Below are 24,471 nucleotides of genomic sequence, written 5' to 3' on the forward strand. Positions count from 1 at the left end.
ATTTATTCTTAATAATAGTATTGTTGTTAATTAATTCATTCTCCCCCTAGGGGGAGAAAATTTTTTTCTTGTTTTTTCAGCTATTTAATTTTGACCATTCAATTGTATCTTCCATCCTGTAGCTTATTTCTCGTGACATATCCATGATATGTGCTCTATGCGCTAATCTATCGATTATCGCACCTGTAAGCATCGGATCCTTAAATACTTCCTCCCATCTATCAAATGTTAAATTTGTTGTTAATATTATTGAACCTTTGTCGTTTCTTGAAGAAAGTAAATTAAAGAGTATTTCACATCCTGCCTTATCAAATGAGATGTATCCAAGTTCATCCAAGATTACTAAATCATACTTTTCAAAGTTTCTCTTGTAATTTGTTAGTTGGTTTTTACTCATTGACTCTTGTAGTTCAATTATTAAATTTGGAACGGTTGTAAACAATACGTTTTTTCCTTCAATACACGCTTTAATTCCTAACGCTGTTGCATAGTGTGTTTTTCCACATCCTGGTGTTCCTATCAATAGTACATTTTCTTTGTTTTCTATGAACTTTAGTTTTTCTAGATATTCAAATTTTTTATTTAATTCTAAAGAGTATTTGTTTTTGTCAAAATCTTCTAAAAACTTTTTGTTTACAAATTTAGCACGGCTTATTCTTCTGGTGATACCATTGTTTTTTCTTCTTTCAAGTTCTCTTTCTAAGTAAAGAAGTAAAAACTCCTCATTTGATAACCCTAGATTTGATGCTTCTTCTAGAAGTATTCCATGACATTCTCTTAGATATGAAAGTTTTAATTCGTTTGCAATTTCTTTAATACTCATTTGTTACCTCCAACTAAAAGATTATCGTAGGATGATATTATCATTCTGGTCTTTAATTCTATGCTATTAACTTGCTTTATCACATCTTTTGGAACTCCATTTTCGCCATATTTAATGTATTCATTAAATACATCTACTAACTCATCAGTACTTTTTTCCTTATTATCTTTAATTATCTCTACAAATTTTCTTGGTTCTTTGATAAAATATTTATCAAAGATGGTTTTAAGGTATGGAGTACTTTTCAATGCAAGCGAATTTCTAATTGCTCCTGGTTTTCTATCTAGTGTATTTAAGTAATGTTTAATGTCGATAGAATATTCCAAAGAACCATCTTTCTTTTTATGTGTGCAAACAAGATTGTCATTTACATAAATTTTAATTTCTCTTGCATAACTTCTAACCACTACTGTTTCACCTACTAGATAGTCTGGTACAGAATATTTGTTGTTATTGACTGTAACAAATGAGTAAGCATCAACTTTTTGTTCAGTTATTTTAGCTAAATCATATTTTGGTCTTAATCTTAAAAGTTTTTTCTTTTCATCTTCTATTAACGAAGTTTTATTCATTATAAAAAGTTCCTTTTCTAAATGTTCACAAGCTTGTTCAAAGCTATCAAATTCATATTTAATTGCAAAAGCATTCTTTCTTACTATCCTAACGCTTCCTTCTACATGACCTTTTTCATTACCCTTGAAGCAGTTTGTTACATTGATATTAAATCCATAGTAATTAGCGAAAGCTAAAAGATTTTTGTTTAGCTTCTTTTCATTTCTACCAATAAATCTTGTAACAACATTTTTCATATTGTCATAAACTACTTCTTTGTACATACCACCAATCATTTCAAAAAATCTAACTTGGGAATCGAAAAACACTTCAGCCTGTTGATTTGTGTAAAGATATGCCCATCTAAAGTTTGAAGCAGGTGATGATAGAACTGCTAGACTTAAGGTTTTTAATTTTCCTGCTATGTAAAGTTTTACCTCTCCAAAGTCATATTCTAACCTGTCACCAAAGTCGTACTGTTGTCTCACAGCAGTTTCTTTAATTTTCTTTCTCTTTTCTCTTACATACGAAACTATTGATGGATAACTTATCTCAAATCCTTTATCAAGTATTAGTTTATGAATTTGAACGACACTTAAAGATTGCTTATGATTTTTTAATTTTAAGTCTTTTTCTTTTTCGCCTTCTAAGATTTTATCTAAATATTCATCCAATTCTTTAGTGTATTTTACTTTTTTTCTATTTGAACTATCATATTTAGGTTCTTGTGCTATTTTTTCTTGTACGATGCGAGCATCTACTTTTCCTTCATCAAGATTTTTTTGTAGTTTTTTGTAATCATTCCAATATTTTGCTACAGTTTTACGGTTAATTCCAAGCTTCTGAGCTACTTTTCTATTTGAATCGCCTTCAAGTTTGAGTCTTATGATTGTATGCTTATCCATTAAATTTATCACTCCCATCACCTCCATATGAGAATTATCACATATGGGGATTTAAATTAAAACAAGTGGACCGTTTTTCGATTATTATTAATCGATTATTGGACCACTTTTAGATTAGCATTTACAATATGGGTATTCTGCTTGAATCAGCACGTCATTATGGTATCAAGGTTCCAGAATTTAAGACATTTGATACCATGTTCTTTAACCCGAGTTATCGTAATCAAGTGATGAAATTAAGTACTTTAGCGCGTCAATTTGGCTTTACATTTGAGGCTCATAATGCGATGGCTGACGCTGAAGTAACCGCAAAAATTTTAATTGAGACGATGAAAGAATATCGTATGGATGATTTTGACGAGTTTTTAAAAAGGCATCAAGTATTTGTCAAACCGATCAGTCGGTATAATACGACGACCGCAAATCATTTTAAGCCGAAGTTTCAGAAATTTAAAAAATCCTTGAAAATTACGGATGTTAATCAAGTTCCGCCAAAGGAAGAATATTCAGACCATTGGTTACAAAGTAAAAATGTAGTCTTAACGGGTGAGTTTGAAACCGGAAAAGATGAATTAATGATGAAAGTGCGTTATCATGGTGCCATTTTAAAATCAACAGTCAGTAAAACGACAGATGTCCTAATCGAAGGTTGGCAAGACCCTAAATACCAAGATGAAAATGGTTTGGTTGAAAAACAACGTAAGGCACGCCAATTACTAGAAGAAGGTCACTCGATCATGATTATGTCAGAGGCCGATTTATTGGCACAGTTGTAATATTAGTTAATATCCTTAATAAAAGAAAGAGGTTCAATCAATGATAGTTTTAAAACCCTTCAATGAGCATGATTTAAAAATTATTTGGGAAATTGGTTATAAGGATGAGTTTCCAGAATGGTCAAAATGGAATGCTCCTTATTGAGGCTAGGCATAAACCTGATAAAATTAGTTAAGATTATTGTTCATTAATTAATAGCGCAGTGGTTGAGTGGTCTCAATCTGCGTCTTTCGACTTGTTTGAGACCTACTCAACTGTGCGGGGGTGGGCAGACGAAGCGAAAATTATTTAATTTTCTACTTCTTGCCCACTCCCTCTTATCAAAGTTTTGAAGAATTCAAACAAAGCCAAGTTTTTGATTATTTGATGTCTGAAACTTGTCGAGGTATCTATATTGATAATAAGCCGATTGGTATGGTGTCACGTTATTGGGAGAATAAAATGACGCGTTGGATGGAGATTGGAATTATTGTTTATCAATCGAATGGATGGGCAAAAGGGAATGGATCCATGGCATTAACCCAGTGGGTGACTCAAACATTTAATGATTTTCCTGAAATACAACGGGTTGGTTTAACGACTTGGTCGGGTAATCCAAGAATGATGCGTGCGGCTGAGAAAATTGGCATGACACAAGAAGCGTGCATTCGAAAAGTAAGATATTTTGAAGGTGTCTATTATGATTCAGTCAAATATGGTGTCTTAAGAGATGAGTGGGATAGAAGCCAAGATTTATTGAGAAATAGTTTAATAGAACGAGAGAAGATTTCTAACATTCGTCGGGCAAAAGTAACAGATGCGGATGCCATTGCGGAATTAAGTCGGGTTTCATTGGGTTATGAATGTACCAATGAAGAAGTTAAGTCTAAGCTAACAAAATTATGCAACCAATCGAACCAAATCATTCTTGTATATGTAGACCAGGATTCGGAAAAAGTGGTAGGCTTCGTACAAGCAGAACGCTATCAGGCAGTTTACTTCGAAGATGGCTTAAATATTTTAGGTTTAGCTGTATTACCAACGTATCAAGGTCGCGGGATTGGACGAAAGTTAATGGCAGCAGTTGAATCCTTTGCTAAAGAAAAACAATTATCATTTATTCGTTTAAATTCTGCGGATTACCGTTATGAAGCGCATGCTTTTTACGAAGCAATTGGCTACCGTTCGAATAAACAACAAAAACGATACATTAAAAATCTTCAATAGGGGGTATTAAGATGCGTTATGTGTTATTATTGCGTGGAATCAATGTAGGCGGCAAAAATCGCGTGGTCATGAAAGAATTAAAAAAGCAATTGATTGATGCTGGCTTTCATAATGTGAGTTCCTATATTAATAGTGGTAATTTGTTTTTTGAAACAGAAAGAGAACGATTAGAAATAACGAAAGGCCTCAATGATTTCTTTCACACACATTATTCATTTGATATTAAGTATTCATTGATTGATGTTGAAAAATACTTGGCGGAATTTTATCTGTTGCCTGTCTGGTGGCAAGAAGATATGGCGCGCAAAGACGTTTTGTTTTTTACTGATGAAATGAATCGTGAAGCGGTCATTGATAAAATCAGGCAATATCCTTTACATAATGAAAAAGTACATTTTGGTGAAATAGCCATTTACTGGGGAAAATTAGATGAAGCAGAATTTTTAAAGACAGCCTACCATAAGCAGTTAGCAAAAGAATCTTTTCATAAACAAATTACCATACGCAATGGTAAGACTTATCAAAAAATAAAGGAGATTATTGAATTCTAGGGGGATTAAGATGAAATATATAGAAAAACCACAACTTGACTTTAATCAATTACTCACTGTATATGAAGCAGTGGGATGGACCAATTATATCAATGAACTTGAGATGTTAAAGAATGCGTATGAACATTCCTTATATACATTAGTTGCTTACGAATGAGAGCAATTATTTGGCATAATAAGAGTTGTAGGAGACGGTTATTCTATATTATTTATTCAAGATATATTAGTCTTACCGGAGTTCCAAAGACAAGGTATCGGATCCACTTTGCTAAAAAAAGTCATTAATACTTTCTCTAATGTTTATCAAATGCATTTATTAACCGATGACATGGAAAAAACGAGAAAATTTCATGAGTCCGTTGGATTTAAAGACGTCAAAGATCTACAAGGTGCTGCTTTTACTTTGTAAAATAGTTTCTCTTTCATAATTAAAACGACTGAAGAATACATATTGATATACTCTCCCTAAAGTAGACACTTAAAAAGCAAACTACTTTAGGGGAAGATTTTTTTGAAACTAATAAATTATAAAATCAAGGTAGAGAGCCATCATCGCAATAAAATATTGGAATATAACCATTCATCGATAAAAAACCGACCATATATTATTGACATTTCTTATTTTTTGTAGGAAAATATAGGAAAGACAAGTAGGAAATGTAGGAAATAAGAAAGGGGAAGCCAATATGAATTCCGAACAAACATATTATACTGGAAAAGAAGTTGCAGAAATGCTGGGAGTGACAACGCGGACGATTCGTAATTATTTAAAAGAAGGTAAACTAAAAGGTACTAAATTTGGTGGCCGCTGGAATTTTACTCAAGCAGATATTGATGATTATATTCAACAAGAAGAGCAACAGTACAAATCAAATTCAAATGAAAGATTTGAAGGAGTTGAACATTTTAATCTAGAAATAATACAAATATTTACCAATGCGCATTTACTAGAAAAAGGAATTGAAAATATTTTGACTTTGATGAATCAGTTAATATTAGATAAACCAGAATATCAATATCGCTTTTTTTATAAGCGGATCGGTGAGACGCAAGCTGTGTTTAATTTTAATAGTCGATTGAGTGGATTTTCTTTATTAAGTGAAAGCATAGCACAAGTATTAAAGGATTAGGTGAATAATCATGCAATTATTAAAGAAAATTGGTCCGAAAATTTATTTGATAATACTAATAAATGTGATAATCATTGTCTTATCACGTATTGTTATTCCCTTATTGGTTCCTAACAATCAAAGTTTATTGTCAAAGGATACTAGTACTATTCTATTTGTTTTTGGATTTGTTATGCTGGGTTCATTTCTGCTCCAATCAGTACTGAGTATTTTATTTGAAAATTTGATGACGCAATATAAAGTAGAACTATATTTAGATCAGGTCGCTAAACTCCAACAAATGCAATATGATGCCATCTTAAAATTAGGAACGACATCCATTGTGACTCGATTTTTTGAAATGGTTGATGCCATTTATTTCTTTCTCTCGGGTGGTTTAGCCACGTTCTCATTAGCACTCATTTTAATTATTATTTCTTTAAGTATTGCTTGGTGGATTGACATGAACGTGTTTATAGCATTAATTATGCTAATTCCTATCAACTATTTTGGATTTAAGAAAATTAATCAAGAATTGTCAAGACGTATGGCTTTATTCCAAAAGACCTTTAGTAAGACACAACAAAATATTATTCAAGCGTTAACCAATGTGGAATTTTTTAAAACAAGGTCAAATAAACAGCTTATTCAAAATTTGATAAGCTCCGATTTATATAATTCCTATCAAACGCTTGCTGAGACCAATAAATTTGCAGGTATCTCATCTAATCTTATCGGAATGTTAAATCAATGTGTCCAATATTCTATCTATATTGCCATAACAGTATCAGTAGCAAGAAATCAAAGTTCGATTACCCATTTGTTAACCACTAGTGTTGTGTTGCCCACCTTTTTTCAAGCATTAAGGGAATTGAATAGCGCCAATCTTGATTTTTCATCATTACGAGTGTCTAGCGAGTACCTTGAGAAAGAAATAACCCCATTTGTTGAAGTGGACTCAACGGGTCAAAACTTAACGGAGGTCACTCAGGTCGAGATGACAGAAGTACGATACCAAATAGAAGAGCAACGGTTCCAGATACCAGTGCATCAAGTTTTTTATAAAGGAGATTGGATTCATATTGCTGGACCTTCAGGAGTAGGTAAGAGTTCATTAGTCAAATTATTGTTAGCTTTAAGGGAAAGTACAGGAATCAAAATTAATCAAGTGCCACTTAATTGGTTTGAAAAAAGCCAGTTTAAGAAAAAGGATTGCTTATGTGACACAGGAAATTCCAATTTTTAATAAAACCTTAGAAGAAAATATTGGATTAGGACGATGTTTGTCACCGAAAGAAAAAGAAAAGATTGAGGACAGTCAAATTTTAAGTTCAATTTTAAGAACAAAAGACTGGCAAACATCCATTTTAAATGCGGGAAATAATCTTTCAGGTGGTGAAAAACAACGGATTGCGATTGCGCGTTTGCTTTTATCTAATCCGGACATCATCATTATAGATGAGAGTACAAGTGCCATTGATCATCAAACATCTGAAGCCATATATCAATTGTTAAAATCAACCTTTAGCGACACCATTGTCTTTGTAATTACTCATGATCAGACTAAGCAAGTGTATTGCAATCGTGTCATAAAATTAGGGTAGATACCATTTATTTATTGTTATTGTCGATTTATTGATGGAAAAATAACATAAAAAGGGTTAAACTATTAACAATGCTAAATACTTTTATGTGTGGAGGAAAAGAATGAAAAGAATTACCAATGACAGTCTCTTTGAATTAAAAAGCTTGGCGAATCCTAAAGTAGCACAAAACAAAGTGTTCTTTATTGAAACTCAAATGCGTAAAAAGGAAAATGATTATTTTGGTGAGATTAAAAGTTATGATTTAGATACGAAACAGCTTAAAGTGTGGAGTCCAAACAATGTTTCCGTACAAAGTTTTGATATTTCACCTGATCAAGCGTTTTTAAGTTATACGGCAAAAATTGAAGGCAATGAAAAGTCACAATTATTTTTAATGCCTTTGGATGGTGGAAGTCCAATTCAGTTAACCAATGAAGAATCAGACATTATCAGTTATCTCTGGTCCAAGGATAGTCAAACGGTCTACTATCAGGCAACCAAAAAAGAAGAGATAGATGCTGACGAGAAAAAAGATAACTCATCAAAAGAATTTCCACAACCAATTCATATTGAAAAAATTACCTATAAAAATGATGGTGCAGGATATGTTAAAACTGATTTAACCTACGCGATTAATAAAGTTTCAGTGGCAACGAAAGCGGTAGAAGAGGTAATTGTGTTGCCTTACTCTGTAAGCTTCGCTGATATTACGAAAGATGAATCACAACTCTTTATTAATATTAATCAAGCCAATGAAGACGAACTGGCATTTGCTAAAGGCGCCATTAAATGGATAGATTTAAAAGCGAAAAGTTTCGAGTCGTTTGAAGCAACTAAGGAATTTGCTTCAGCAGGATTTGTTGCCTTAAATCCAAGTGAAACGCATTACTTATTAATTACGAATGACTTTACTAATGGTTTTGTAACCCATTCAAAATTATATGTATATGAAGTGGCTACGAAGAAATTAACCAATGTACTGCCAAAATTTGAGTACGATTTAGATGATAGCTTGGTGGCGGATTTCCAACAAGCGGTTCATGGATTCGAATTTAAATGGCTCGATGATAAGCGCTTTATCTTTTCAGCTACTGTAAAAGGTGAAATTCATTTATTTGAGGGTAACCTTAAGGGCGAAGTAGAAGGCAAATTGTCCCAGTCAATGCATCTTACTTCGGGTATCGAAGAGTCTGGACGTTATTGTATTACTTATTCTACCCCAACTGTTCCAAGTCGTTTAGCGGTAGTTGAGGCTGACAAACAATTAGAAGATTTATATAATCCGAATGAGCAATTTGAAGCAGAGCATGAGATTGTGAATCCTGAACGATTCTGGTTTAAAGGTTATGATAATTGGGATATTCAAGGTTGGTATTTAGCACCAATCACTGAAGAAAAACAACATCCGGCAATCTTATACGTTCATGGTGGACCTCAAGTCGCTTATGGCGAAAGTTTCTTCCATGAAATGCAAGCTTTAGCACAAGCAGGGTACGGTATCATCATGTTAAATCCTCGGGGAGGAAGTAGCTATAGTCAAGAATTTGTTGCAGCTATTTTAGGTGAATATGGTCATCACGACTATGATGATTTGATGTTAGGGGTTGATTATGTTTTAGCACAACACCCTGAAATCGATCAAGATAGATTATTTGTTGCAGGTGGTAGCTATGGTGGCTTTATGACCAATTGGATTGTCGGCCATACTGATCGCTTTAAAGCGGCTGTGAGTCAACGTTCTATCTCAAACTGGATTAGTTTCTATGGCGTTAGTGACATTGGGATGTTCTTTGTCGAGTACCAATTACAACGCGATTTATCAGATGTGGAAGGTCTATGGAAGTTATCTCCACTTGCATACGCTCAAAATGTGAAGACACCAATCCGCTTCTTGCATGGACAAAGTGATTTAAGATGTCCTCAAGAACAAGCGGAACAAATGTATATTGCAATGAAAAAACATGGAGTGGAAACGGACTTAATATTATACCCACAATCAAGTCATGGATTGTCACGTGAAGGTCTTCCTAACTTGAGAATGGAACGATTAAATCATGTGAAAGAATGGTTTGATCGTTACAAATAAACAAAATATTAGTAAAAAACGATATTAAAAGCTCACTTAGACGCTAATTTTTAGTTTCTAAGTGAGCTGTTTTTTTAATAAAATAAAAAATTTCGAAATAGTGTTATTGTTTGAAAAATATATTGTTTATTAAACCGACTTCTTCACTTCATATCGACGTGCGACTAATGATAAAGAATAACATACAATGAAATATAGAACCGCGGAAATAAAGAATACTTGTAAAATAACATCGACATCTTGGTTATAGATAATTTTCGCATTATGCATAATTTCCGGTAAGGCAATAATCGTCGCTAAAGACGTATCTTTAATTAAGGCAATTAATTGACTTACAATCGCTGAAATCATATTACGGATTGCTTGGGGTAATAAGATTAAGCTTAAGACTTGCCAAGTATTTAATCCAGATGCGTATCCGGCTTCTTTTTGTCCACTAGGTAAACCTTTTAATCCAGCGCGGATAATTTCTGAAATCATGGCTGATTCGAAAATAGTCATGGCGGTTACTGTCGACCAGAAGATAGATAAACGAATGCCAATTTGTGGTAATGCAAAATAAGTAAAGAAGATAATTAATAATAAGGGTAAATTACGAACGGTGTCGATTAATAAAGCGAGCAAATCTGACACGATCGGTATATTTTCATAACGTAAAGTACCTAAAATAATCCCAAAAATTAAACTTAAAATGATGGTCACGGCAGCGACACCAATGGTCACCCATAATCCGTTTAATAAGAAAGAAAATTGATTGCTGGTAATAAATAATAATGTTGTCATCTAAATTCCTCCTATCGGCTGGTTTGACTTTGACGTTCTTCTAGGCGTTTAACCATTAGACTAATTGGTACAGTAATGATCAAGTAGAAGATTCCAACAATAATATAGGTGCCGAAGACATTATAGGTTTCACTGACAATTAAGTCGCCTTGATACATTAAATCTAGGCCAGCCACCATTGCGAAGATAGAGGAGTTTTTGACGAGGTTAATCATTTGATTGCCTAATGGTGGTAACACCAATTTTAATGCTTGAGGCAAGATAATTAAAAACATTACTTGATTTTTAGATAAACCACTAGCTAAACCAGCCTCTCTTTGGCCATTTGGAATAGTTGTAATCCCACTTTTGACAACGTCCGCAACGAAAGAAGAAGTATAAATACTTAAACCAATGACACCTGACATAAAGCCACTAATATCAATTCCCGATAATGGGACAACCACATAGAAAAACATGACAATAATTAACAACGGAATGTTACGAAACACTTCGATGTAGACAGTAGCGATACCACTAAGTAGTTTATTATCGGAGGTTTGAGCAATTGCCATTCCAATTCCAATAATAAAGCTAGCGATTAATACAATCAGTGAGGCCAATAAAGTATGTCCGAATCCGGATAAAAATTGACCAGAATAGGTATTAAATAGTTCAAGCATATTACTCAGCTCCTTTCGCTAATACTTCCCCAAACCATTTATTGTAGATTTGGTCATAGGTTCCATCCGCTTGCATGTCAGCAAGGTGTTGATTAATCTGAGATATAAATCCTTCTTGTTGTTTATTAACAGCAATCCCATAAGGTTCATCGGTAAAGTTTTCACTGACAACACGATAGCCGTCGTTTCCAACTAATAAACCTAAAAGAATGGCATTATCAGTCGTAACGGCATCACCTTGACCTGCTTTTAGTGCGGTAAAGCCATCGGCATAGGTTTCTAATTCGATGATATTGGCTGCGGGTGCAGCTTCACGAATATTTTTAGCACTAGTTGATCCTTTAACCGTAATAACCGTATGCTCAGCCGTTAAATCCTTAACAGAATTAATATTAGCATCATTAGCAACTAATAAAGATTGCCCAGCTGCAAAATAGACATCACTAAAGTCAACGACTTTTTTACGAGCATCGGTGATAGTCATGGTAGCGATAATTGCGTCGATATTTCCGTTTTTTAGTAAAGGAATACGGGTTTTACTGGTAACTTCAATAAAGCGAGCATTTTCAGCATCACCGGTAATACGACGAGTTAATTCTTTCGCAATATCAATATCAAATCCTTCAATTTCTTGAGTTTCAACATTATAATAACCAAATAATTTCGTATCGTTTTTAACGCCCCATAGGATAGTTTGATCTTTTCCGGATAAGCGCTCAGCCACATCTTTAGTTAATGATTTTGAGGCAGCTTGATTAAAGACTAAGAGGAAAATCGCGATAATCGCAATAAACAATAGATAGGCGATTGTTTTACTGTGTTTTTTATAAGACTTCATACAATCACCTCTTAATGACGAATAATCTTACTTAGGAATTGGACCGCTCTTTCTTCTTTCGGTTGTGCAAAGAAATCATCAGAAGGGCTGTCTTCCACTATTTCACCTTGGTCCATAAAGATAACACGGTCGGAAACTTCTTTCGCAAATCCCATCTCGTGAGTAACCACAACTAACGTAATCCCTGCAGCTTTTGCGACTGAATTCATTACTTCTAAAACTTCGCCAACCATTTCAGGGTCTAGTGCTGAGGTTGGTTCATCAAATAGCATAATGTTTGGTTTCATTGCCATCGCTCTCGCAATCGCAACACGTTGTTTTTGACCCCCAGATATCATCGTAGGATAGCTGTCAATTTTATCTAGCATCCCGACTTGATCTAATAACTCTTTCGCTAGTTTTTCAGCTTCGGCTTTAGATTTCTTTAATACTTTTGTTGGTGCTAAGGTAATATTTTCTAAAACGGTCATGTGAGGATAAAGTTCGAAATGTTGGAACACCATCCCAATATGTTTACGGATATTTTTTAAATCGATTTTTGGCGTATTTAATTGCGTGTCATCTACCCATAGTTCGCCGCTATCAATGGTTTCTAATCCATTAATTGTTCTTAATAGGGTACTTTTTCCCGAACCTGAAGGGCCAATCAATACGACAACCTCTCCCGTATCAATCTTTAAATTAATATTTTTCAGTGCATGATAGTTTCCGTAGTATTTATCAACTTGTTTAAATTCGATTGTCATAGTTGATACCTCCTAAAATTTTTATTGTTACAATAACATTAAAATGAGATTAAATAAAGTTTCATGTTCCAAAAGATGTTAGATAATATTACATTGAAATACAAAACTAACTGCAAATTAATTCTTTAATTGACTGTTTGAGAACTCGCTAGTCATCCACTTGATAAAGAGAGCTAGTAATTGTGTGGTCATCATAATAGAAGCGATGATGATGGTTTGTAATACGAATAAAAGTCTTAATCAGTATAGTTCGTGATGAATAGATGAAAAAAGTAAATGCCGTGAAGAAAAACGGTACTAAGATGGTTGCTCTCTATTATAATATTTCCAAACGCAATAATCCTACATTTTGTACTAAAAAACAAAAAACAATCCTCATATCTGTTGATGATAACGCTTTTAGAAAACGTTATCATGAAGTTGTAAGATAAAACAAGGCATTAAAGGAGTGTTCAAGATGTCAAATATTAAGGTAGTTGGAGTAGTGGGAGCAGGAGCAATGGGGTCTGGTATCGCCAATTTATTTGCGCAAAATGGGTACCAAGTTATTTTGCGTGATGTAGAAGAACGTTTTATTCAAGCAGGAATGGATCGTATTACTAAGTTTATGGAGGGGTCAGTAAAACGAGGTAAATTAACTCAAGGACAAATGGATGAAACATTAGGACGTATCCGCACGACAACAGATTTAAATGAATTTAAAGAAGTTGACTTTGTTGTAGAAGCAATCATCGAAAAAATGGATATTAAACAATCGGTATTTAAAGAGTTAGAAAGAATTGTTCGTGAAGATGTTGTTTTGTCAACCAATACTTCGTCTTTATCAATTACTGAAATTGCAAGTGTCTTAGATAATCCAGCTCGATTTGCGGGAATGCACTTCTTTAACCCAGCTCAAGTAATGAAGTTGTGTGAAATTATTTATGGATTAGAAACAAGTGATGAAACCATCAATATTGTTAAAGAGCTAGCAGAAAGTATCCGTAAAGAAGTGGTAATTGTTAAGAAAGACGTTCCGGGCTTCATCGTTAACCGTATTATGATTCCTCAATTTATTGAAGCAATCAAAGTGTTAGAAGAAGGAATTGCTTCTAAAGAAGATATTGATAAAGCGATGCGTTATGGTTTAAATCACCCAATGGGCGCTTTTGAATTACAAGACTACGCTGGGGTTGATATTGGCTATCATGTAATGAACTACTTTGCGAAAGAATTTGGTGACAATCGTTGGACACCACCTACTTTATTGAAAAATATGATTCGTGCAGGACGAAATGGTAAAAAATCAGGAAAAGGCTTCTACGATTACGATAAAAAATAATATTTTAAAAGGCAATATAAAATAAAAAATTTGGAGGTATCTTCATGGTAAAAGAATCAAGAGCAGATAAGTTATTTAATAGTGGCGAAATGTTTTATTCAGACTTATACAACTACGCCGATGCATTAACTGATGGTGAAAAAGAAGTTTTAAAAGAACTAGAAGAAGTATTAGAAAAAGACTTAAAACCTTTATTAGCTGAAAATTGGCATAATGCGACATTCCCATTAGAAGCATTTCAAAAAGTAATTGATATGCGCTTGATGGATGATCCACGTTTATTAGAAGGACGTGAAGATGGTCGTATTTCAGAATTATTCCGGGGATTCAGAGCGTATACTTTAGCAAAAACAGACCCAGTATTAGGCACTTTCTATACAGCAAATGGTGGGTTATTCCATGAATGTGTTCGTGTAGGTGGTAGTGAAGAACAAGTTGCTCAATTAATGCCAGGTGTTTATTCTTGGGAAGGTTTAGGCGTTTTAGCGATGACTGAACCAGATCACGGTTCTGATATTGCAGGTGGTATGGGAGCGACAGCTAAACGTGAAGGTGATCACTGGATTTTAAACGGCCACAAAAAATGGATTGGTGCAGGAACATTAGCGAAATGGCATGCATTCTTTGCTCGTGATGTCGATGATAATCAAGTGAAATTATTCTATGTTGAACGCGAATCAGAAGGGGTAGAAACATTTGTTACACCTCAAAAAGCATTCTTCCGTATGATGCCTAACGCAGAAATTATCTATAAAGATGTAAAAGTACCAGAATCACAACGTGCTCAAAATGTTAACTCTTGGAAAGACTGTGCCAACATTTTACGTAACACGCGTTCCGATGTTGCATGGTTATTAGCAGGTGCTACAGCAGGTGCGTTTGAGTCAGCTTTAAAATATACACGTGAACGTGAGCAATTCGGTAAACCAATTGCAAACTTCCAATTAATTCAAGAAAAATTAGCACGTATGGCAATGAATGCTCAAGCAACCTTAGCAATTGCTGTTCGTTTAGCTGAACAACAAGAGCAAGGTATTTACCGTGAAGAAGCATCATCAATGGCTAAATTACATAATGGATTCCGTGCTCGTGAAACAGCAGCATTAGCCCGTGAAGTGGCAGGCGGAAATGGCATTCTATTGAAATACGATATTCCTAGATTCTTCGCAGATATTGAAGGGATGTATACTTACGAAGGAACTCATGAAGTGAATTCGTTAATTATCGGTCGTCATTATACTGGATTATCAGCGTTCATTTAATCAACAAAAAAGAGTGTGGCCAGACTGTTGAAGAACAATAGTTTGGCAAACACTCATATATAGAAAAGATAAGACAATAAAGGAGATATTAAATAATGTTAAATGCTAAACAAGAAGAAATTGTAATTGTTGGTGCGGCCCGTACACCAGTAGGTGCTTACTTGGGAGATTTAAAAACTGTACCCGTTGAAGATTTAGGAGAAATTGCATTAAAAGAAGCGGTTAAACGTTCGAATTTAGAAGTGTCTGATATCGATGAAGTAATTGTTGGTCACGTAACAGGGACACAAACAACAAATAACTTAGGGAATATCATTGCAATTAATAGTGGATTAGATAATCGTTCGACTGGTATGACAATTAACCGTATTTGTGGTTCAGGTATTCAATCAGCAGTTTCAGCAACATTAGAATTATTGCACTCAAACAAAAAAATTATCGCTGCAGGTGGAGCAGAATCGTTATCGAGAGCACCATTCTTCTTACCAGAAAGCGTTCGTTATGAAGGATTTAAAGCAGGCAACCAAGTGTTGATCGATGCTAACTTGGAAGGACATTCTTCAGCATCCGGTCGTGATTCTGGTATTCAACATATGGGTAATACCGCTGAAAACGTGGTTCGTAAATACAATATACCACGTGAAAAACAAGATCAATTTGCCGTTGATTCGCAAGCAAAAGCAGCTAAGGCGATGGAAAATGGTCGTTTCGCACAAGAGATTGTTCCAGTTGAAATAGTGGGTCGTAAAGGTCAAGTAACAGTTGTTGAAAAAGATGGCCATCCAAGACCTGGGACGACATTAGAAAGTTTAGCAAAATTGCATCCAGCATTTGAAAAAGATGGAACTGTAACCGCAGGAAATGCTTCAGGATTAAATGATGGTGCAGCGTTTGAAATCTTTACCACTCAATCATTGGCTGAAGAAAAAGGATTAGAAGTAATGGCTCGTGTGGTAGACTATCAGATTTCTGGATGTGCACCTGAAACAATGGGATTAGGTCCTGTATTCGCGATTCGTGAAATGTTAGAACGTCAAGGTATGGATTTAGTAAAAGACATTGATATTTTAGAAATTAATGAAGCCTTCGCTGGTCAAACAATTGGATGCTTAATTGAATTAGGTATCGATATGGATACAGAATACTATCAAAACAACTTTAACCCACATGGTGGGGCAGTTGCTTTAGGACACCCATTAGGAATGTCTGGAGCGCGTATTATTACGTCATTATTATATGAATTCAAAAACAATCCAGATAAACGTTATGCGATTGCATCAGCATGTATCGGTGGTGGCCAAGGGATTGCACTATTGTTAGAAAACGGCTATTACCAAGGTTAATAGGAGGGAATCATTCATGACACAAGAATTTACCGTAGCAGTAATCGGTGCCGGAACTATGGGTTCTGGTATCGCTCAAAAAATTGCCCAAGAAGGTATTAAATGTTATTTAGTAGATGTCAATCAAGCAGCAGTTGAACGTGGAATGGGCATCATTGAAAATATGTTAAACCAAGGGGTAGAACGTAAAGTTTTTACTGAACAATTTGTTAAAGATACTTTAGGACGTTTAATACCTACTACCAACTACGAAGACTTAAAGGAAGTAGATTTTGTTATTGAAGCAGTATTTGAAGATGAACAAGTAAAAGCAGATGTCTTAGGTAAACTGGATAAGATTTGTGATGAGAAAACAATTTTAAGTTCTAATACTTCAAGTTTTTATATTAAAAACTTAGCTAAGGCAACTAACCGTCCGGATCGTTTTATCGGCATGCACTATTTCTTCCACCCAGCTAAAAACCGTTTATTGGAAATAATTTCTCATGAAGGTACTAGTGAAGAAACGGTTGCGATTGCTAATAAATTTGCCGATTTACATGGTAAAACCTCTATCACTGTAAAAGATGCTCCTGGTTTTGCAGTTAATCGTTTCTTTGTTCCTTGGTTAACAGAATCGGTCCGCATTTACGAAGAAGGTTTGGCTAATAAGGCAACCATTGATGCCGCGGCTCGCGATGCTTTCAAGATTGGAATGGGGCCATTCGCTTTAATGAATGCAACCGGAATTCCTGTTGCGTACCACTCGGCTAATACTTTAGCTCGTGAAATATCAGAATTCTATCGACCAGCTGAATTGTTAAAAACTCAAACCGAATCCAAAGAATTATGGGATGTTGAAGATGGTGCAGTAGATGAAAGTAAATTTGCCGCTGTGAAAGAACATTTATTAGCAACAGCGATTGGTGTAGCAGGCAAATTAGTGGATGAAGGAGTCGCAACCATTGAGGACGTTAACCGTGGAGCAGTGGTTGGATTACGTTGGAAACAAGGACCATTCCAATTAGCGAACACAATTGGCGTTAAAGAAACGTATGAAATGACTAAACGGTTAGCTGAGAAAAGTCCTGGTTTCGAATTAAGTGAAACATTAAGAAAACAAGCTGAATTAGGTGAGCCATTCGAATTTAGTTTTGTTGATTATGAAGTAAAAGACGGAATTGCGAATATTCGCATCAATCGTCCAGAAGCTATGAATGCTTTAAATCCAACCGTTGTCGGTCAAATAGAAAAAGCCTTTAATGAAGCAGAAGCTGACGCGAATGTTAAAGGAATTGTCTTCTCAGGAGCAGGTAAAGCCTTTGTTGCTGGAGCGGACTTAAAGTTCTTCGTAGATGCTATTAAAACAAATAATTTAGATAAGAATTACAATTTTACTTCAGGTGGCCATAATTTATTACGTCGTATTGAAAAAAGTGACAAATTGACGATTGCACTATTAGATGGATTGTCTTTAGGTGGCGGATCTGAATTAGCACTGGCATGTCAAGCCATTGTCGCGACTGAAAAAGGATCGTTTGGTTTCCCTGAAAGTGGACTAGGTATCTATCCAGGCTTAGGTGGTATGTTACGTACCAACCACCAAATTGGTAAAGAATTAGCAAAATACTTTGTTTTAACAGGTAAAGGCATTTCAGCTCAAGCAGCTAAAGACTTAGGAATTGTGACTAAATTAGTCGCTGCAGCTGATGTGCAAGCAGCCATTAAGGACTTGGTTGAAAATGGTGCTCCGGATAAATATCGTCAACGTGAAGTACCAATGCAATACGCTGAAATTAAGCATGCCTTTAACGATGATAACTTTGAAAAAACAATCAAAGGCATTGCTGGGGAAGGTGTTCGTGAAGAGTTCGCTCAAAAAACAGCTAAAACAATTGGTTATAAAGCACCCGGTATTTGTAAAATCATTCCGGAAATGATTGATCGACAAGCTGAAATGACGATTGATGAAGGAATTGAGTATGAATTATCTTTATTAAATGAAACTTTTGCCAAACCAGAAGCTTTGATTGGATTAGAAGCATCGTTAGCAGGTAAGCGACCAGATTATAGTAGCCTTAACTAATTGAACAAATAAAACAGGTCCCAGAGTGGATATTGTAAAAGGAGCGTTAATGATGAGAATAGATTGGTTTGCTGATCGAGCACGAATCAGTGGTTCGAAAGTAGCAATCATAGAAGCCGAGAAGGGCCGTAAGTGGACTTTTGACCAAATGAACCAACGTGCCATTAATTTAGCGGCTTATTTACAAGAAAAAGGAATTCAATCTGGAGATCGTGTGGCATTGTTTTCCTCAAATGACGTCGCCCATTTTGATTTTCTGTTAGCTTGTACAAAATTAGGTGCTATCTTTGTGCCGATGAATTGGCGATTAAAAGATACTGAAGTCATGCATGTTATACAAAATTCAGAACCAAAATTATTGGCTTATTCAAGAGTACATAAAACACGTTTAGGTTTAGTGCCGGAAGAGTTACTCGACATAGATATTGACAGTGAGGACTATGATGCGATTGTTGATCCTAATAAAAAGAAGACATTCCAACCCAATCATTCAATGACTGAAGAAGATATTGCAGTCTTGATTTATACAAGTGGTACGACAGGTTTGCCAAAAGGAGCAATGATTAGTCATCGTGCTATTATTAGTAATGGCTTAAACAGCATTCCGAGTTGGAATATTCACGCTGGTGATCGTGGTATGACGACCACCCCGATGTTTCATACAGCAGGGCTCTTCTGTTTCACGATACCGATTTTAATGGCAGGAGGGCAAATGGTTGTTCAGCGTTTCTTTGATGCAGATGAAACTATCGAAATCATTCGTGATTTTAAACCAACAAAGGCCTTCTTTGTACCAACGATGTGCTATATGTTAGCACATTCGGCATTATTCAATAAAGAGAACTTGAGTTCTTTAAATTATATTATATCTGGTGGTGCACCATTATCTGAAAATGTTTACCAATTATATGCGGAACATGATTTACCTTTAGTCAATTCGTATGGCTTAACTGAAATTGGACCCAATAACTTCTCCAACACACCAGAACGTCAACGAATGAAAAAATTATCTGTTGGTAAACCTATTATGTTTAATGATGTAAGAATCGTAGATGATGAAGGAAATGGCGTCCCGCAAGGGGAAGTTGGTAATTTGATTATTAGTAATAATGCTAAATTTAGTGGCTATTGGAATAATACAGAAGAAACAGCGAAAGTGTTGAAATATGATTTTGTTTTTACGGGTGACTTAGCACGTATGGATGAAGAAGGGGATTATTTCATCGTCGGACGAAGTAAAGATATGATCATTACCGGTGGCGAGAATGTTTATCCAAGTGAAGTAGAAAAAGTATTAAATCAATTTCCAGGAATAGTTGATTCAGTTGTCTTTGGTATTCCAGTTGAACAATGGGGTGAATCCGTCGTAGCAGCCATTATTACCAAAGGATTAGATGAATCGATTATTGAGGAATTGACCGAATATGCCAAGTCAAATTTAGCTGGCTATAAGACACCAAAACGTTACTATTTATTGGATGAATTTCCTAAAACACCAATTGGCAAAATCGATAAAAAAGCATTATTATCAATGGCACAAGCGTTTGAAGAAGGTCGTCATGATTTAAGTAGACCTAGACAAATCATTATGTAATACAAATAGATTAAAATAACCTATTTAGGAGGAATAAGAATGAGCAAAGTAATTTCGTATCGTGAAGCCGCGAATTTAGTTAATGACGGCGATTTATTAGCAACCTTAACCTTTGGTTTAGGAGGACTACCAGAACAATTATTAGTAGGTGTTGAAGAACGATATCAGGAAGAACAACATCCAAAAGATATTACCTTTATGTGGTCTTGTGGAATTGGTAATAACCAATATGGGCGTGGAGCAGACCACATGACAGCACCAGGGCTCGTTAAGCGATTGATTGCGGGTCACGTCGGTTCTTCTCCGGGTATGGTTGAGAAAATCGTTAATAATGAGTACGAAACTTATTTATGGCCTCAAGGCGTTATCACTCAATTATACCGTGCGATTGCTGGACGTAAACCAATGTTAACTAAAGTAGGGTTAAAAACTTTCGTTGACCCTCGCTTAGAAGGATCTCGTTCAACAACCATTACTAAAGAAGATATTATTAAGGTAGTTGAATTAGATGGTGAAGAGTGGCTTCAATACCCGAATTTAAAAATTGATGTTGCCTTCATTCGTGGGTCTTATGCTGATGAAAATGGGAACGTTTCGGTAAAAGATGAAACCTGTAAATTGGAACAATTAGAACTTGCGATGGCTACTAAAAACTCTGGTGGGATTGTGGTCGCACAAGTAAAAGATGTCGTTCAAAACGGTACGATTCATCCGAAAGATGTTCAAATTCCATTTGGATTAGTTGATTATGTAGTAGTAGCCGAAGAAGAAAAATATCATCAACAAACTATGGGAACTTACTATAACCCTCGTCTAAGTGGTGATATTAAAGTGCCAGTTAAAACCGATAGCGTTAAACCGGCTAAATTAGACGTACGTAAAATTACGGCTCGACGTGCTGCAATGCAATTACGTCCTGGGGATACGATTAACCTAGGATTTGGCTCTCCAGATATGGTTGCACAAGTTGCTAGTGAAGAAGGTGTAGCAGATCGTTACCATGCTACATTAGAGATGGGCTTATGGGGGGGTATTCCAGCGGTTGGTTTAGACTTTGGATCAGCACTGAATCACGAGGCATCCATTCCGATGGCTAATCAATTTGACTTCTATGATGGTAACGGATTAGATCTAACGGTTTTAGGTATTGGCGAAATTGACCAATATGGGAATAATAATGTGACTAAATTTGGACCTAAAGTACCGGGACCAGGTGGTTTTATTAATATTTCACAAAATACTAAACGGATTGTCTTTATTGGTTCATTTACAGTTGGAGGTAAATCGCACTGTGAAGATGGCAAGTTAGTCATTGATGATCAAGGTAAAGGGCCGAAATTCATTAAGAATGTAGAGCAAGTTTCATTCTCAGGTGAATACGCAATGGAATCAGGGCAGGAAGTCTTATATGTAACCGAACGAGGCGTGTTCGATTTATACGAAGGTCAACTACGCTTGATTGAAATTGCACCTGGCGTTGATTTACAAAAAGATATTTTAGACCAAATGGAATTCACACCATTAATTTCAGAAGACTTGAAAGAAATGGATTCAGGTATTTTTAGCGAAAAATGGGGCGGTTTAGCTGCGATTATCGATGAGAATGCTAAATTAAACGAACAATAATCAAAAACATACAATACACTCTCTTTAGAAAAAGTCGGGAAGCTGGATACTCCCGGCTTTTTTGATTTTTAAAATAAAACTGAATTAATATAAGAGCACTATAATATTGAGTGGGAGCGGGCATAAACTTGATAAATTTTAGTCAAGATTATTGTTCATTAATTAATAGCGCAGTGGTTGAGTGGTCTCAAATGGCGTCTTAATGAGGTGAGGTATCAATTTGATAAATTCAATCAAGTGATTGCTCGATATATAATAGCGCAGTGGTTGAGTGGCCTCAAACTGCGTCTTAATGACTTGTTTATAAGTGCTAACATAAAAATGTACAGTTGTGACAAAATAAAGATGTACAAATAGATGCTTCACAGACAGGAGGAGATAACGGATAATCATTCATGAGGTAATGTGAATGTATAATCCAATCAAGATAGATTTTGCGGAAGATTTAAAAGTGAAATGTCTTAAGGATTTAGCTAATTATAAGGCTGTTATGGAGGTGTGCAATATGAAACCTAATTTTTCTCAACTCGCTCGAGAGTTGGGGAAAGATCGAAGGACGGTTCAGAAGTATTATGAAGGTTTTGAAAAGGCAACGACGAGGGTCAAGCCTTCTCAAGCGGATGACTACTACAAGTTGATCAAGGAGTTGCTTAGCGAAGACTGTATCCAAACTTTTCACTATATTCGCCACTTATGGCGCTATCTTGTAGATAACCATGACCTGCAACTAAAGGAATCTTCTTTCAGATACTATATCAACAAGAAGCCAGAGTTTAAGCAATACTTTGAGAAGAGGAAATTTATGAACAATGAGCCAATCTTGCGTTTTGAGACAGACCCGGGTCAACAACTACAAATAGACTGGAAGGAGAACTTTAAATACGTAACGAAGGAAGGGGAGCTTATTTATCTGAACGTTTTTGTGGGTATCTTAGGTTACTCGCGCTATAGTTTGTATCACGTTACCCTGAATCGGAGGCAATATACCCTATTTGCCGTCTTAAACGACATCTTTGAAAAGCTAGGAGGAATTCCCAAAGAAATACTCAATGATAATATGACGACGATCATGGAAGAGCCACGAACGTCCTATCGTCCTGGCTCTGTTAATCAGAAGTTTGAACAGTTTAGTCGTGATTATAATTTTGATGTCAGAGCTTGTGTCGCTCGGCGTGCAAGTACCAAAGGGAAAGTGGAAAGCCAAATGAAGTTGATTGATGAACTCGATGCTTATCAGGGAAAGTTTTCCTTTGAAGAGTTGGTGGGCCATGTTGAAAAGATGAATCTTCGTAAAAATCTTGAGATCCATCCAACCACCAAAAAATCACCCATGAGTCTCTTGGAATACGAAAAAGACTTCCTATCCCCGCTGCCTAGCAAAGAGATAAGAAGTCGTTACTATTATCAACAAACCGTCAAGGTGAACAGCTCTTCGATGATTAGCTATCAATCGAATCAGTATTCAGTTCCAGCTGAATACATCGGAAAAAGGCTTGGCCTAGAGGTTGAAGACAATACCTTGTATCTTTATGATAACACGAAGTTGATCACTAGTCATCCAGTATCTAATCTGGCCATGAATTACTTGCCAGGACACTATGAACAGCTCGTCGCTAGCACCATGCCCTATAAGTCACAAGAAGAGGTCGAAGCTTATTCAAAAGAAAATTTAGAAAGGTTGAACGCTATTTATGGCAAGAAAGGATAAAACAACGTATCTTCAGCTCAAGGAGAACTTAGACTATCTTAAGCTCACTCAGATGAGCCTGCATTTAGACAGGGTTTTAAGTGGCGATTACGACCACCTCTCCATTGTGGATACCCTTTTAAGGTTAACGAATCATGAGGTAGATATTAAGCGTCAAAATAGTAAGGATATGATGATTAAAATCGCTAAATTACCAATCAATATGACCTTTGAAAACTTTGACTTTGACTTTCAACCAAGCATTCAAGAGCGAGAAATCCGTGATTTGATGACCTTATCTTTTATAGAAAAAAAGGAGAATGTCGTCTTCTTGGGTTCAAGTGGAGTAGGCAAGACCCATTTAGCCGCGGCAATTGGTTTAGAAGCAGCTAAGAATCGCTATAACACCTATTTCATTAAGTGTAGCGATCTCTTAGAGAAGCTCAGAAAGGCTCAGTCAGAGAATCGATTAGAGAGCAGTCTGCGTTATTATAATCGGGCCAGCTTACTCATTATTGACGAACTAGGCTACTTACCCTTAAATCCAGGAGATGAGCGTCTCTTGTTCCAAGTCATTGACCGGCGTTATGAGACTAAGAGCACCATACTCACCACGAATATTTCCTTTGGTAATTGGGATGAGCTGTTTCAAGATGCCTTAATTGCTCATGCGATTGTTGATCGCGTCCTTCATCACTCAAAAGTGATTCAAATTAATGGTGATTCTTATCGGTTAAAAGATCATTTAAACAAGGAAGAAGAGGAATAAACATAGTCAATTCGATATGTAATTGTACATATTTATATTCACACTTTTGTACAATTTTGTGTTGACATTTACATTGTTTGAGGCCTACTCACCTGTGCGGGGGTAGGCAGACGAAGCGAAAATAATTCGATTTTCTACTTCTGGTCTACTCCCAACTGTGCGGGGGTAGGCTGACGAAGC

23 protein-coding genes are annotated in these 24,471 nt (G+C 35.7%); 17 read left to right on the plus strand and 6 right to left on the minus strand.

Annotation, left to right across the window (positions count from 1 at the left end):
* Window positions 1-76 precede the first annotated feature (76 nt).
* Together istB (CYJ72_RS08260) and istA (CYJ72_RS08265) are read right to left on the minus strand one after the other, a co-directional pair.
* Window positions 77-823: an IS21-like element helper ATPase IstB gene (istB, locus tag CYJ72_RS08260; RefSeq protein WP_071408141.1), complete on the minus strand. Its 747-nt coding sequence runs from the start codon at window positions 821-823 to the stop codon at window positions 77-79.
* Window positions 820-2,292, minus strand: coding sequence for an IS21 family transposase (istA, locus tag CYJ72_RS08265; RefSeq protein WP_284629263.1), 1,473 nt, complete (start codon window positions 2,290-2,292; stop codon window positions 820-822). Before istA (CYJ72_RS08265) ends, istB (CYJ72_RS08260) begins: the two co-directional genes overlap by 4 nt.
* A 116-nt stretch (window positions 2,293-2,408) precedes the next feature.
* On the opposite strand from istA (CYJ72_RS08265), the gene CYJ72_RS08270 reads away from it, so the two are divergent.
* The 9 genes from CYJ72_RS08270 (at window position 2,409) to CYJ72_RS08310 (ending at window position 9,595) form a co-directional block, all read left to right on the plus strand.
* Complete coding sequence (locus CYJ72_RS08270) at window positions 2,409-3,056, plus strand: hypothetical protein (RefSeq protein ID WP_284629265.1); 648 nt, start codon at window positions 2,409-2,411, stop codon at window positions 3,054-3,056.
* 367 nt (window positions 3,057-3,423) lie between these two features.
* Window positions 3,424-4,263 (plus strand): GNAT family N-acetyltransferase, encoded by an 840-nt coding sequence (locus CYJ72_RS08275; protein ID WP_348651908.1) that lies wholly within the window; start codon window positions 3,424-3,426, stop codon window positions 4,261-4,263.
* An 11-nt stretch (window positions 4,264-4,274) separates the two neighbouring features.
* Window positions 4,275-4,814 carry a DUF1697 domain-containing protein gene (locus tag CYJ72_RS08280; RefSeq protein WP_101813357.1) on the plus strand — a complete coding sequence of 180 codons (540 nt, stop codon included), beginning with the start codon at window positions 4,275-4,277 and terminating at the stop codon, window positions 4,812-4,814.
* Window positions 4,815-4,824: 10 nt separating this feature from the next.
* Window positions 4,825-4,971, plus strand: a complete 147-nt coding sequence (locus CYJ72_RS08285; RefSeq protein WP_257876934.1) for a hypothetical protein — start codon at window positions 4,825-4,827, stop codon at window positions 4,969-4,971.
* A gap of 15 nt (window positions 4,972-4,986) precedes the next feature.
* Window positions 4,987-5,223, plus strand: coding sequence for a GNAT family N-acetyltransferase (locus tag CYJ72_RS08290; protein WP_257876936.1), 237 nt, complete (start codon window positions 4,987-4,989; stop codon window positions 5,221-5,223).
* A gap of 277 nt (window positions 5,224-5,500) precedes the next feature.
* Window positions 5,501-5,944, plus strand: a complete 444-nt coding sequence (locus CYJ72_RS08295; protein WP_101813356.1) for a helix-turn-helix domain-containing protein — start codon at window positions 5,501-5,503, stop codon at window positions 5,942-5,944.
* 10 nt (window positions 5,945-5,954) lie between these two features.
* A complete protein-coding gene (locus tag CYJ72_RS08300) occupies window positions 5,955-7,169 on the plus strand; it encodes an ABC transporter transmembrane domain-containing protein (RefSeq protein ID WP_284629271.1) in 1,215 nt (404 codons plus the stop codon).
* Complete coding sequence (locus CYJ72_RS08305) at window positions 7,144-7,527, plus strand: ATP-binding cassette domain-containing protein (protein WP_284629273.1); 384 nt, start codon at window positions 7,144-7,146, stop codon at window positions 7,525-7,527. The genes CYJ72_RS08300 and CYJ72_RS08305 overlap by 26 nt, the downstream gene beginning before the upstream one ends.
* A 103-nt stretch (window positions 7,528-7,630) precedes the next feature.
* Window positions 7,631-9,595, plus strand: a complete 1,965-nt coding sequence (locus CYJ72_RS08310; protein WP_101813354.1) for a S9 family peptidase — start codon at window positions 7,631-7,633, stop codon at window positions 9,593-9,595.
* Window positions 9,596-9,724: 129 nt separating this feature from the next.
* Here CYJ72_RS08310 and CYJ72_RS08315 read toward each other — a convergent pair whose 3' ends face one another.
* From CYJ72_RS08315 to CYJ72_RS08330, 4 genes are read right to left on the minus strand one after another with little or no spacing between them, the layout of a single operon-like run.
* Entirely contained in the window at window positions 9,725-10,378 is a 654-nt protein-coding gene (locus tag CYJ72_RS08315; RefSeq protein WP_066125790.1) for an amino acid ABC transporter permease, read from the minus strand.
* 11 nt (window positions 10,379-10,389) lie between these two features.
* Window positions 10,390-11,040 carry an amino acid ABC transporter permease gene (locus tag CYJ72_RS08320; RefSeq protein WP_066125791.1) on the minus strand — a complete coding sequence of 217 codons (651 nt, stop codon included), beginning with the start codon at window positions 11,038-11,040 and terminating at the stop codon, window positions 10,390-10,392.
* A gap of 1 nt (window position 11,041) precedes the next feature.
* On the minus strand, window positions 11,042-11,878 hold the full coding sequence (locus tag CYJ72_RS08325; protein ID WP_066125793.1) for a transporter substrate-binding domain-containing protein: 837 nt from the start codon (window positions 11,876-11,878) through the stop codon (window positions 11,042-11,044).
* A gap of 11 nt (window positions 11,879-11,889) precedes the next feature.
* Entirely contained in the window at window positions 11,890-12,624 is a 735-nt protein-coding gene (locus CYJ72_RS08330; protein ID WP_066125795.1) for an amino acid ABC transporter ATP-binding protein, read from the minus strand.
* Window positions 12,625-13,081: 457 nt separating this feature from the next.
* Here CYJ72_RS08330 and CYJ72_RS08335 point away from each other — a divergent pair, with 457 nt between their 5' ends.
* From CYJ72_RS08335 to istB (CYJ72_RS08370), 8 genes are all read left to right on the plus strand, one after another.
* Complete coding sequence (locus CYJ72_RS08335; RefSeq protein ID WP_066125797.1) at window positions 13,082-13,945, plus strand: 3-hydroxyacyl-CoA dehydrogenase family protein; 864 nt, start codon at window positions 13,082-13,084, stop codon at window positions 13,943-13,945.
* 44 nt (window positions 13,946-13,989) lie between these two features.
* The gene (locus CYJ72_RS08340) at window positions 13,990-15,207 is read left to right on the plus strand and encodes an acyl-CoA dehydrogenase family protein (RefSeq protein WP_284629283.1); all 1,218 of its coding nucleotides are present in this window, start codon (window positions 13,990-13,992) and stop codon (window positions 15,205-15,207) included.
* Window positions 15,208-15,302: 95 nt separating this feature from the next.
* Window positions 15,303-16,550 carry a thiolase family protein gene (locus CYJ72_RS08345; protein WP_101813350.1) on the plus strand — a complete coding sequence of 416 codons (1,248 nt, stop codon included), beginning with the start codon at window positions 15,303-15,305 and terminating at the stop codon, window positions 16,548-16,550.
* Window positions 16,551-16,566: 16 nt separating this feature from the next.
* Entirely contained in the window at window positions 16,567-18,615 is a 2,049-nt protein-coding gene (locus CYJ72_RS08350) for a 3-hydroxyacyl-CoA dehydrogenase/enoyl-CoA hydratase family protein (RefSeq protein ID WP_101813349.1), read from the plus strand.
* Window positions 18,616-18,664: 49 nt separating this feature from the next.
* Window positions 18,665-20,209, plus strand: a complete 1,545-nt coding sequence (fadD, locus tag CYJ72_RS08355; RefSeq protein ID WP_284629287.1) for a long-chain-fatty-acid--CoA ligase FadD — start codon at window positions 18,665-18,667, stop codon at window positions 20,207-20,209.
* Between the two features lie 39 nt (window positions 20,210-20,248).
* The gene (locus CYJ72_RS08360) at window positions 20,249-21,835 is read left to right on the plus strand and encodes an acyl CoA:acetate/3-ketoacid CoA transferase (RefSeq protein ID WP_101813348.1); all 1,587 of its coding nucleotides are present in this window, start codon (window positions 20,249-20,251) and stop codon (window positions 21,833-21,835) included.
* A 409-nt stretch (window positions 21,836-22,244) separates the two neighbouring features.
* Window positions 22,245-23,543 (plus strand): IS21 family transposase, encoded by a 1,299-nt coding sequence (gene istA / locus CYJ72_RS08365; RefSeq protein ID WP_284628750.1) that lies wholly within the window; start codon window positions 22,245-22,247, stop codon window positions 23,541-23,543.
* Window positions 23,527-24,291, plus strand: a complete 765-nt coding sequence (gene istB, locus CYJ72_RS08370) for an IS21-like element helper ATPase IstB (RefSeq protein ID WP_284628748.1) — start codon at window positions 23,527-23,529, stop codon at window positions 24,289-24,291. The genes istA (CYJ72_RS08365) and istB (CYJ72_RS08370) overlap by 17 nt, the downstream gene beginning before the upstream one ends.
* The last annotated feature ends 180 nt before the right edge of the window (window positions 24,292-24,471 follow it).

Origin of the sequence: Globicatella sanguinis, assembly GCF_002847845.2 — a bacterium.
Lineage (GTDB): Bacteria > Bacillota > Bacilli > Lactobacillales > Aerococcaceae > Globicatella > Globicatella sanguinis.